The sequence below is a fragment of the Limnoglobus sp. genome, from assembly GCF_059499385.1.
Genome location: NZ_JCABYM010000150.1, coordinates 1 through 12,033 on the forward strand (window position 1 = coordinate 1; position 12,033 = coordinate 12,033).

The 12,033-nt window shown below is 68.3% G+C and carries 6 protein-coding genes; 4 read left to right on the plus strand and 2 right to left on the minus strand.

The features are described from left to right. Positions 1-143 precede the first annotated feature (143 nt). Positions 144-392, plus strand: a complete 249-nt coding sequence (locus tag AC5JJ2_RS26145; protein WP_495860996.1) for a hypothetical protein — start codon at positions 144-146, stop codon at positions 390-392. A gap of 23 nt (positions 393-415) precedes the next feature. After that, positions 416-1,804 (plus strand): phosphoglucosamine mutase, encoded by a 1,389-nt coding sequence (gene glmM, locus AC5JJ2_RS26150; RefSeq protein ID WP_495860997.1) that lies wholly within the window; start codon positions 416-418, stop codon positions 1,802-1,804. Between the two features lie 321 nt (positions 1,805-2,125). Here glmM and nadB read toward each other — a convergent pair whose 3' ends face one another. Together nadB and AC5JJ2_RS26160 are read right to left on the minus strand one after the other, a co-directional pair. Continuing rightward, positions 2,126-3,727: an L-aspartate oxidase gene (gene nadB, locus AC5JJ2_RS26155; protein WP_495860998.1), complete on the minus strand. Its 1,602-nt coding sequence runs from the start codon at positions 3,725-3,727 to the stop codon at positions 2,126-2,128. A gap of 85 nt (positions 3,728-3,812) precedes the next feature. Then, the gene (locus tag AC5JJ2_RS26160; RefSeq protein WP_495860999.1) at positions 3,813-8,375 is read right to left on the minus strand and encodes an ICP22 family protein; all 4,563 of its coding nucleotides are present in this window, start codon (positions 8,373-8,375) and stop codon (positions 3,813-3,815) included. 171 nt (positions 8,376-8,546) lie between these two features. On the opposite strand from AC5JJ2_RS26160, the gene AC5JJ2_RS26165 reads away from it, so the two are divergent. Beyond that, entirely contained in the window at positions 8,547-10,532 is a 1,986-nt protein-coding gene (locus AC5JJ2_RS26165) for a serine/threonine protein kinase (protein ID WP_495861000.1), read from the plus strand. A gap of 18 nt (positions 10,533-10,550) precedes the next feature. Further along, the gene (gene hemL, locus AC5JJ2_RS26170) at positions 10,551-11,861 is read left to right on the plus strand and encodes a glutamate-1-semialdehyde 2,1-aminomutase (protein ID WP_495861001.1); all 1,311 of its coding nucleotides are present in this window, start codon (positions 10,551-10,553) and stop codon (positions 11,859-11,861) included. Positions 11,862-12,033: the final 172 nt, after the last annotated feature.

Consider the following 12,033-nt stretch of genomic DNA (forward strand, 5'->3'; position numbering starts at 1 on the left):
CTCACCCCACCCGGTCGGGGCGGTTTTCGGGCGAACGGATTCTTTCCCCCGTCGCCGAAGCAAGCCCGGCCCGGCGACGGCATTGCTGCCCCCCGCCCGGCCCGATAACATACGGGTGTTCATTCCGCCACCGAGGGCCGGCCGTGGACCGCGAACACTTCGAGGGGACGCTCCGGGCGTTCAAGCGGCGAACGCCGTTCCAGCCGTTCACGATCTCCCTCATCAACGGCGACCTGCTCGAAATCGACCACCCCGACGCGCTCGTCGTCCGCGACGGCCTCGGCATGTACGCCGGACCCGGCGGCATACCGTCCGTGTTCGATCACGAGGGCGTGGCCCGCGTGATCGGCGACCTGGCCGTGCAGCCGGATCCCGCCGCCGACCGACCGTAACCCCTTCTGCTGGCCGCCGATCCATGACCCAACCGCTCATCGTCTCCGTCTCCGGCATCCGCGGGATCGTCGGCGACTCGCTCACCCCGGACGCCGCCGCCCGGTTCGGCTCCGCCCTCGGCTCGTTCCTCGGCGGCGGAGGCGGGAGGGGGTTGCAGGGGGAACCTGCGGGAGGTTCCCCCTCTATTTCAATCGTCGTTTCCCGCGACTCGCGGCCCAGCGGCGACATGCTCCGGCACGCCGTGTTCGCCGGACTGCTCGCCGCCGGTTGCCGCGTCGAGGACATCGGCATCGCCCCGACGCCGACGGTCGGCATCGCCGTGCGGACGCTCAACGCCGCCGGCGCGATCCAGATCACCGCCAGCCACAACCCGTCGCCGTGGAACGGCCTCAAGCTGTTCGGCAAGGACGGGGCCGTGCTGCCCGCCGCCCAGGGGCTGGAGGTCAAGAAGCTGTTCGAGGCCGGGAACTTCAAGCTGGCGACGTGGGACGGCATCGGGTCGGTCCGCGTGCCGCCGGACGTGCTCGCCGACCACGCGGCCCTGGTGACGAGCAACGTGAGCGTGGCGACCGTCGCGGCCGGGCAGTTCCGGGCGTTCGTGGACGGCAACGGCGGGGCCGGCGGGCCGCTCGCGGCGAGGGTGCTCGCCGACCTCGGGTGCGAGGTCGTGCAGTTGAACTGCGACCCGAACGGCGACTTCGCCCACGACCCGGAGCCGACGCCGGCGCACCTGGCGGACGTGGCCCCGTGGGTGAAGCAACACGGCTGCCACGTCGGGTTCGTGCTCGACCCGGACGCCGACCGGCTGGCCCTGATCGACGAGGCCGGCGTCTGCGTGAGCGAGGAGGCGACGCTCGCGTTGGCGGTGAGGTACCGGCTGCGGCAGGACCGCGGCCCGGTGGTGGTGAACATGAGTACCTCACGCATGAACGAGGACGTCGCGAAGCGGGCGGGCTGCGAGTTCCACCGGTCCGCCGTCGGCGAGGCGAACGTGGTCGAGAAGATGCGGGCGGTGAAGGCGGTGATCGGCGGCGAGGGGAACGGCGGCGTCATCGACCCCCGCGTCGGGTGGGTCCGCGACCCGTTCATCGGCATGGGGCTGATCCTCAGCCTGATGGCCGAGGAGGGGAAGCCGCTGAGCCAACTCGTGGCCGAGCTACCCCGATACGCGATGCTGAAGACGAAGTTCACGGTGAGCCGCGAGCGGCTGCCGGCGGCGTTCGACAACCTTCAGAAGCGGTGGCCGGACGCGGCGAAGGACGTGCAGGACGGGCTGCGGCTGGACGGCCCGGACTGGTGGCTGCACGTCCGCGGGAGCAACACGGAGCCGGTCGTGCGGGTGATCGCGGAAGCGCCGACCGAGGCGGCGGCGAAGGTGCTGTGCGACGAGGCGGGGAGGTTGTTTTCGTAGGGTGGGCATTGCCCACCGTTGTCGGTGGCGGTCGCGGGGGACGGTAGGCAATGCCCGACCGACGACCTTCTTCACCCTGAAAGGGTGGGACATGTCAGCCCAGGGCAACGCCCTGGGTACGCCCCACCCGACGCAACAAGCCCTGAAAGGGCGTGACAGCGCACCGGTCGCGCCCTTTCAGGGCTTTCCTCCGCGAATGTCCGACCCAGGGCGTTGCCCTGGGCTGACATGTCCCAGGCTTTCAGCCTGAAAACCACGCTTCGTGGGATACTGCCCACCGTCCGCCGCGACCGCCACCGACAACGGTGGGCAATGCCCACCCTACAAGACCGCCACCACATGCCTCCTTCCCCACGCCTCGACCGGGTGCGGGAAGTCGCTGCGGAAGTGCGTCCCCCGCGACTCCTCCCGTGCCACCGCCGCATCGATCATCAGCCGCGCCACCGTCAGCAGGTTCTGCAATTCCCACCCGGCCCGCGCGTTGAACTCCCGCCCCAGGACGTACCGGCACCAGAAGTCCACGTCCTGCCGCGCCTCGTCGAGCCGCGGCTTGTCCCGGACGATGCCCATCTTCCGCACCATCAGGCTCCGCAAGGAGTTCGTCAGGTCGGCCACGTCCAGCCGCTCGTCCGGCTCGTCGTCGTTCGCCGCGAACGTCATCGGCAGCGCCCGCAACTCGGCCGGCGACTTCCGGCATGCGTCCGCCGCCCCGCGGCCGCACGAGGCCCCGTAGACCAAGCCCTCGATCAAACTGTTCGACGCCAGCCGGTTCGCCCCGTGCAGCCCGCTGGAGGTCACCTCGCCCGCGGCCCACAGGTTCGGCACGGTCGTCCGCCCGGCCATGTCCACGGTGACGCCGCCGACCATGTAGTGCGCCCCCGGCCGGACCGGGATGCGGTCCTTCGCGATGTCCAGCCCGAACCCGCGGCAGACCTTCGCGATGCCGGGGAACCGCGTCATCACCAACTCCCGCGGCAGGTGCGACAGGTCGAGGTAGACGTTCGAGTGCCGGGTGCGTTCCATCGTGCGGAAGATGGCCCGCGACACGATGTCCCGCGTCGCCTTCTCGGCCCGCGGGTCCTCGGTCACCATGAACCGCTCGCCGTGAACGTCCCGCAGGTATGCGCCTTCCCCGCGGACGGCCTCCGTGATGAGCGACCGCGCGGACCCGGCGACGTACAGCACCGTCGGGTGGAACTGCATGAACTCCATGTCTCGGAGTTCCGCCCCGGCCCGGTACGCGGCGGCCATGCCGTCGCCGGTGGCGACCGGCGGGTTCGTCGTCTCGCGGTAGACCATGCCGCACCCGCCGGCCGCGAGGACGACTTGCTTCGCCCATACCAAGACGACGCCGGTGCTCGGCCGCCACACGACCGCGCCGACGCAGCCGGTGTCGGTCGTGAGCAGGTCGATGGTGAACGTGTCGTCCCAGAGGGCGACGTTCGGCGTGGCCCGCGCCTTCGCGATAATGGCGCGCATGACCTCGTGGCCGGTGGCGTCGCCGAGGGCGTGGACGATCCGCCGGTGGCTGTGGCCGCCCTCCCGCGTCAGCGCGAGCCGGCCGTCCTCCTCGTCGAACTTCGTGCCGATCTCGACGAGCTTCTCGATCTCGTCCGGGGCCTCGCGGACGACGTGCTCGACGACGGCCCGGTCGCACAACCCGTCGCCCGCGATCAGCGTGTCTTCGATGTGGTTGGCGAACGTGTCTTCGGGCGAGAGTACGCCGGCGATGCCGCCCTGGGCGTAGGTGCTGTTGCTCTCGGTGACGCGGTCCTTCGTGACGACGAGGACGCTGAGGTCGCGGGGGACTTCGAGCGCCGCCCGCAGCCCGGCGATGCCGGCCCCGATGACGAGCACGTCGGTGAACCGGTGGATGGCCGTCCGCGAGTCGAAGCTGACGAGGTAGCGGTTCGGTGCGGTCATGGGGCCAGTGTAGCGATTGCCGGAAACGAAGAAACGGCCCCCGACCGGGTGGGGTGGGGGCCGTTTCTTCCAACGAACGGAGCGTCTACTTCGGCGCGTCCTTCTCCTTCGGCGTCTTGTTGGCGTTCTCGAAGAACCGCTTTTTGGCGTCGCCGTACCCCGGCGGGGCGCTCGACGTGCCGGTGCTGTTCGGCGTGGACTTGCTGCCATCGTCCCGCCGCTCGACCGTGCCGGACGAATCGACCCGCGTGGTCGGCTTCGCGGGCACATTCGCCTTCGCCGCGTCGGGCTTCTCGGCCTTCGGCTCCGGCATCTCGCGGACCATCTTCTCGTACCCGTCGAGGAACCGCTTGTACTCCTCCTCCGTGTAACCGAGTTTCTTCAGCAGTTCCTTGTTGGCCTCGGCCTTCTTCAACTGTTCGAGCTGAAGTTGCCCCGCGGCCTTGTCGAACTCCTTGTTCGCGTCGAGCGGCTTCGAGTCGGTGTCCGTCGTGTTGCCGATGCCGCCGTCCCGCCGCGGGTCGCGGTCGTTGCGGTTGGCCCCCTGCGCCGGCTGCGGCCGGTTCTTTGCCAACTCTTCGAGGGCCTTCTTCGCGGCTTCGGCCTGCTCAGGCGACGGCTCCTTGCCGTCCTTCAGCCGCTCCTGCAACTCCTTGCGGGCCTGCTCGCCGAGTTTGTCGTCGAGCTGCTTCTCGGCCTCCTTCCGCTTCTGCTCGTCCTTCGCGTTCAAGTCCTGGGCCGCCTTCGCCAGCTTCTCGATGTCCTGCGGCGACAGTTGGTCCTTGCCCTTCTCGCCCGGCTTCGGGTCGTTCTGGGCCTGCCGGTCGGCCTCCTTCTTGAGGTCGTCCTGCATCTTCTTCAGCTCGTCCATCGCGGCCTTCTGCCGGTCCTTGTCGCCGGATTGCAGGTCCTTCATCATCTGCTCGGCCTTCTCGCGGGCGTCCTTCCCGGCGGCCTTGTCGAGCTTGTCCCGCGCCGCCTGCTGCTTGTCCTTGTCGTCGGAGTTCAAGTCCTTGAGCGCGTCCTCGATCTGCTTGCGGTCGAGCCGGTCGGCGTCGTTCGGCTTCTTCGCGTCCGTGCCGCGCTCGATCTCCTCGCGCTGTAGCTTCTCGGCGGCGGCCTTCCCTTGCTCCTGCTGCTTCGCGTCCTTCGACCGCATCTTCTCGGCGGCGTCCTTCCGCGCGTCGAGGTTCTTCTCGGCCTGATCGCGGGCGTCCTTGCCGACGGTCTTGTCGAGTTGCTCGCGGGCCTCGGCCTTCTTCTTCTCGTCGTTCCCGGCGAGGTCTTTCATGGCCTGCTCCGCCTCCGGCTTCTTCGCGAGTTGTTCCTTCTCGGCCGCGCCCCCCTTCTGCCCGCCCTTGCCGGGTTCCGGCTTCGCGGTCGGGTCGTTCTCGCCGTTCTTGCTCGGTTCCTGCTTGGTGGTCTGGTCCTTCTGGCCCGCGCCGGGCTTCTGTTCGCCTCCCTGCTTGGCCTGTTCCTCCTTCGCCTTCTTTTGAAGCTCCTTCAGCTCATCAGCCGCGGCTTGCTGGCGGTCCTTGTCGCCCGATTGCAGGTCGTCGCGGAGCTTCTTCGCCTTGTCCACGGCCGGCTTGCCGACCATCTCTTCGAGCTTCTTCTCGGCCGCCTCCCGCTTCTGCGGGTCGTTCGAGTTCATGTCCTTCGCGGCGTTCTGAATCTCCTTCTGCCGGTTCAACTGCTCGGCGTCGCCCGCCTTCCGCTCCCGCGGCTTGGCGTTGTCGTCCTTCTCCATCTGCTCCCGTTGGAGGTCGTTGAGCTTGTCCTCGGCCTGTTGCCGCTGTTGCTGGTCCTTCGAGTTCAGCCCGTCGGCGGCCTGCTTGCGGTCGTCGAGATTCTTCTCCAACTTCTTCCGCGCGTCCGGGCCGATCTCCTGGTCGAGCTTCTCGCGGGCGGCTTGCTTCTTCTGATCGTCGTTCCCGGCGAGGTCTTTCGCCGCTTGTTCCAGCCCCTTTTGGTCGGCCCCGGCCGACCGCTCGCCGCGGTTCGCGTCTTGCGGCGTCGGCTTCTCCGTCCCGCGCTTCCACGGGTTCTCCTTCGCGCCCGGCTCGCCCTTCGCCGCGGCTTCGCCTTGCTTGGAATCGTTCGGCTGCGCCTGCCCCTCGTTCTTCTCGGCGGACGCGCCCTCGCCCGACGGCTTCGGTTCCGCGCCGCCCTTCGGTTCCCCCGACGGCTTCTCGCCGTCCGGCTTCGGCCCCTTCTTCGCCTGCCCGGCCGGGGTCGGCTTCTCGGCCTTCCCCTCGCCGCCGCTCTGCTCCTTCGGCTGCCCGTCCTGCTTCGACTCGCCCGCCTGGCCGGGGTTCATCGGCGACTGGTCGCCGGGCTTCGCCTTCGGGTCGCCCTCCGGCTTCTTCTCGTCCTTCGGTTGCGGGGCGGGCTTCTCCTGCGCGCCGGCCCCGCCGAGCGGCCCTGGCTTCTCCTGCGGGTCACCGCCCTTCTCGTTCGCGGTCATCGGCGACGGCTCCGGCTTCGCCTCGCCCTGCTGCGGCTGCTGCCCGGCCATCGGCTGCGGCTTCTTCTCGCCGCTCGGCGCTTCCTGGCCGGGTTGCGGCTGGTCGTTCGCCTTCGCCTCGCCGCCCTGCTTTTCGAGGTCGTTCAGCTTCTTGTTGATGTCTTCGGCCTTCTGTTGAAGTTCGCGGTCGGCCGCGGCCTGCGCCCCCTTCTCGCCTTGCTTCGGGTCGGGTTGATCGGCCCCCTTCGCCGCGGGGTCGTTCGTCGGCATCGGCTCACCGGGCTTCGGCTCGTCTTTCCTCGCGGCGTCGCCCGGCTGCTTCTCCGCCTGCGCGCCGGGTTGCCCTTCCTGCTTCTCGCCGGGCTGCCCCTCGGCCTTCTCGCCCTCCTTCTTCTCGCCCTGCGGCTCGGCGTTCTGCTTCTGCGGCGACTCCTTCTGCGGCCGTTGCTCCTGGTCGAGCTTTTTCTTCTGCTGTTGCTGGTGCGCGGCCTCGTCCGCCTTCCGCTTCTCGGCCTGCTTCTTCAACTCGTCCTTCTGCTGCGGCTCGACCTTCGCGGGAACGAGCCGGACCTTCTGCACCTTCGACTTGCCGACGTTCGCCTCCGGGATCGTGCAGTTATCGACGGCCTCCAGCCAGTATTCGAGGACGGCGTCCGGCTTCAGCTCGACCGGCTGCCCCGCCTCGTCGGTGAGGGACGGCAGCGCGACGGAGTCCTTGTAGTCGAGCGCCGTCGGGTACGTGCCGTCGGCCGCCCGCTTGAACGACTGGCCGTTCTGGTACGGCTTCCCCTTCAGCGGCTTCGTGGGTTGGTTCGGGGCGGTGAGCTTGAAGCGGAGCGTCACCTTGTCGATGCCGAAGTCGTCGCCGACCTGCGCGTCCACGCTCAGCGTCTCGTTCATGGCGAGCGTAATGTCTTCGTCCTTCGGGTTGGTGATGGTCGCGGTCGGGGGTTGGTCGGACAGGACGCGGATGTCGTAAACGGTGGCGTCGGTGTTCGCCTCGCCCTCGACGGAGTTGAACAGCAGTCGGTACGTGCCGGACTCCGTTAGTGGGAATTTCACCCGCAGTGAATCCTTCTGTTCGCCGACGACTTCCCCGGCGACCGGGACGGGGTTATTCGAGAGCACGGCCCGGCCGTCCTTGAGCGTGCGGTTCGCCTTCGCGGTGACCGTCACGACCGTGCCGCGGTGGGCTTCGAGGTGTTGCGACTTCACCGTGTCCGGCTTCATCCGCAGGTACTCGGGGTACTCGTAGCTTACCTCGAACTCGGTCAGTGTCGGCTTCGGCCGGACCGTGACGCGGTGTTCGGCCGTCTCCGCGTCGCCGCCCTTAACCTTGTACCAGAACCCGTTCTGCACCAGGCGCTCCGGCAACCGGATCGTCCACTCGCGGGTGGCCGTTCCCGGTTCGAGCGGCACGTCGTCGAAGTTCTCGTCGGCCTGGTTGTGGCGGAGTAGCACGACCAGCCGGTCCTGCGCGTCCGGGTCCGGAACCTTGCCGCCGACCTGCACCGTGACCGTGACCGGCTGCCCGGCCGTGACGGTCAGGTCGCCCCCCTTCGGCTCGACGATGTCGATCTGCGTCCGTGTGGCGATGGCCCCGGACGAGAACGGGTTGACGGCCCGGCCGAACAGCGAGCCGAAGACGGCCGGCTTGAACGTCATGAACAGGGCCGCGAGGACGACGACCAGCCCGCCGAGCGCGCCGCCGAGCCAGAGCAGCCGCTTCGACTCGCCGGCCTTGTCCAGGTCGGCGTCCTTGAATTGCTTCGCCGCCCGCGCCGCGACGACCGCCCGCACCCCCTCGGCCATCGGCTTATCTTGAAGGTCCACCCAGTTCACGACGCTGTTCTTCGCGTCCTCGACCGTCTCCTCGACCTCCCGCGCCGCGTAGAGCGGGTTCACCGCCTGGCGGAACGGCCGGACGATGCCGCGGTAGGCGATCAGGCCGAGCGTCGCGAGGAGGCCGAGGAAGCCGAGTTGCCGGACCCACGCCGGGATGTCGAGCCACCGGTCGAGCGTCATCATCGCCGCGAGGTAGCCGAACGCGACGACGGCGAGCAGGAAGACGCCGCAGAGCAGGTCGTGCGTCCGGATGCGGCGGACGACCTGCGCGAGCTGCTGCTGCACTTCCGTCTCGAACTTCGTCGCGGCCGTCGGCTTGGTGGCGGTCACGGGCATGGTGCGGACTCCGGGGCGTGCGAACAGTCAACATTATACGTTCTCGTCATTCGTCAGCGGAACCCATTGCTTCAACTCGCGTTACGTAGGCGTGACAGTCATCGAATCCGCCCCCCAACCGTCGGGGAAAATCATTACAATAAGCTCGCCCCAGTTCGCCGGAGGACTGCCATGTTCGTCGGTCAGAAGATCGGCCCCTTTGAAATCGACAAGGAACTCGGCAGCGGGGCGATGGGGACGGTCTATCGGGCCAAGTTCAACAACGACGGGAAGACCGCGATCGTCGCCCTCAAGATCGTCGCCCTCGGGCTGCTCGGCAACGAGAGCGCGATGGCCCGGTTCGAGCGCGAGGCGAGCATTCTCAAGCAACTCCGGCACAAGCACATCGTCCGCCTTATCGCGACCGGCAAGTTCGGCAAGGGCCACGCGACGCCGTTCATCGCGATGGAGTTCGTCGAGGGGGAGTCGCTCGACCGGTTCCTCGCCCGGCGGACGCGGTTGGGCTGGGAGGAGGTCGTCGATTACGCCCGGCAGCTCTGCTCCGCCCTTCAGTACGCCCACGACAAGGGGATCATCCACCGCGACTTGAAACCGTCGAACCTGATGGTCGCGAAGGACGGCACGCTCAAGCTGACCGATTTCGGCATCGCGAAGGACACGGACGTGACCGCCCTGACCGGGGCGAACAGCACCATCGGCACAGCCGCGTACATGTCCCCGGAACAATGCCACGGCGAGCGGAACCTGACGCCGAAGTCGGACCTGTACTCGCTGGGCGTCGTGCTGTTTGAACTCATCACCGGGCGGAAGCCTTTCACGGCCGAGACGACCGTGGACATGTTCATGAAGCACGTCAAGGAGGTCCCGCCGCGGCCGAGCCGGTTCGTGTCGGACCTGCCGGTGTGGCTGGACAACCTCATTATGTTCCTGTTGGAGAAGGACAAGAACGTCCGGCCGATGGACGCCGCGACCGTCGGGAAGATGCTCGACGACATCAAGCAGAAGATGGAGAACCAGCAGAGCGCCGGCCTGGAGGTCGCGACGGCGAAGCGGAAGGACCGCCCCGGCGGGGCACTGAGCGAGGAAGATTTGGAAGCCGCCCGCGCCCTCAAGTCCGGCAAGTCCGGGAAGAAACTGAAGAAGAAAAAGGGGACACCGCTCCTCCAACGGCAGTGGGTGCGGGCGATCCCGGCCGTCCTGCTGGTGCTGCTCCTCGGGGCCGGGGCGGTTTACTTCTTTTCCCCGCCCGGCCAGCAGGCGATGGCGGACGCCGTAGGCAAGGCCGGGGACACGGACGCGAAGATCAAGGCGGCCGAGAGCTACCTGGCGAAGTACGGCACGCAGTCGGACGAGATCACGCAGTCCGTCCGCAAGCAACTCCGGGAGACGCGCGGCAAGCAGCTCGAACAGGTGCTCGACAACCGGTTCCGCAAGGACTTGAACAAGCCGACGGAACGCACGGACGACGCCGCGTACACCGACACGTGGGCCGCGATGGAACACGAGCAGAAGGGCGACCTAGCGGGGGCCGCGAAGCTGTGGGCGAAGGTCAAGGCCCGCGAGGCGGAGATCACCGACGACTACCGCGAGGGGTGGGGTTGGATCGCCGAGGACCGGCTGCGGCAGTTGAAAGAGGTCGATGACAAGATCAAAACCCTCCGCGACCAGTTGAAGGACATGGAGGTTAACGAGAAGCCGTGGAAGTTCGACGCCTCGGAGCCGGAGTCGCTGGCGAAGTACGCGATCCGCCTCGGCGCGTCCGGCGGGGTGCCGCTCATCTTCGACGACCCGGCCCGGCACAAGGTAAAACACGTCAGCGACATCCCGAAAGCCCGTCGGGTGTACGCGGACCTGGCGAAGATGACGGAGAAGAAGGCCGACCAGCGGGCGTGGTTCCTGCTGGCCGTCCGCGAGCGGGGGCCGAACTTCGACCCGAAGGCCGACGACGGCAAGGCCCGGTTGGAGAACGTGCAGAAGCAGGCCGAGGCGATCAAGGCCGAGTGGGAACGGCTGAAGGAACTGTCCGACGTGCGGGCCGAGAAGAGTGACTGCCGCAACCGGGCGCGGGAACTCGTCGAATGCTATTCGGATGAATCAGACGAGGCGTTGAAGAAGGTCGTCGATGAGACGAAGAAGTTGCTCGAAACGATGAAGTGACCTCATTCCAGGATCGACATGTCGAATTCTCTGCGAAAGGCCCGCCCGAAGAGCGCGGACGCCTTTGACCGAGCCTGCCAACTCATCCCCGGCGGCGTGAACAGCCCGGCCCGCGCGTTCGGCGGCGTCGGCGGCTACCCCGTCGTCATCAAGCGGGCCGAGGGGCCGTACCTCTACGACGTGGACGGGAACCGCTACCTCGACTTCATCGGCTCGTGGGGGCCGATGATCCTGGGCCATTGCCATCCGGCCGTGATGGAGGCGACCGTCGCGGCGATGCGGAACGGGTCCAGCTACGGCGCGCCGTGCGAGTTGGAGACGGAGCTGGCCGAGATGGTCGTCGCGGCGATGCCGAGCGTCGAGATGGTCCGGTTCGTTTCGAGCGGCACGGAAGCGACGATGAGCGCCATCCGGCTGGCCCGCGGGTTCACCGACCGCGACCTGATTATCAAGTTCGCCGGGTGCTACCACGGGCACGTCGATTCGCTGCTCGTGTCGGCCGGGTCGAGCGCGCTGACGCTCGGCGTGCCGAACAGCCCCGGCGTGCCGAAGGGCTGCACCCAGGACACGCTCGTGCTGCGGTACAACGACCCGCAGCAACTCGCCGAGGCGTTCGCGGGCAAGGGCGACCATATCGCCGGCGTCATCCTCGAACCGGTCGTCGGCAACATGGGGCTGATCCCGCCGTCCGCGGAGTTCCGCTCGGAACTCCGGCGGCTGACGCACCAGCACGGGACGGTGCTGATCTACGACGAGGTGATGACCGGCTTCCGCCTCGCGTACGGCGGCGCACAGGAACTGCTCGGCGACACCCCCGACGTGACGGCCCTCGGCAAGATCATCGGCGGCGGCTACCCCGTCGGGGCCTACGGCGGCCGGGCCGACATCATGCGGAAGGTCATGCCCGCCGGCCCGGTGTTCCAGGCCGGCACGCTGTCCGGAAACCCGGTGGCGATGGCGGCGGGGATCGCGACGCTCACGGAGTTGAAGAAGAACCCGCCCTACGAGCGGCTCGACCGGCTGAGCCGACGCATCAGCGAGGGGTTCACCGCGGCGGCGAAGGAGTTCGGCCACGCCCACCAGTTCCAGCGGGTCGGCAGCATGTGGACGCTGTTCTTCGCGAGCGAGCCGGTGACGAACTACGAGACGGCCGTGACGAGCGACAAGGCGAAGTTCGCGCGCTTCTTCTGGGAGATGATGGACCGCGGCGTCTACCTGCCGTGCAGCCAGTACGAGGCGGCGTTCACCTGCGCGGCGATGACCGACGCGCAGGTCGAGGAGACGATCGCCGCCGCGCGGGAGTCGCTGAAAGCGATGGCAGCAACCTGACTTCCGAAGTCCGGCTTCGACTTCGGAAGTCGAGATCGCAATGACGACCACGCGAATCAACGGCGAGCGTCGCGGGGGGGGGGGGGGGCGGGGGGGGGGGGCCGGGGGCCCGGGGGGGGGGGGCGGGGCCGGCGGGGGGGGGGGGGGGGGCTCCGGGCGGCCGTGGCCGCGG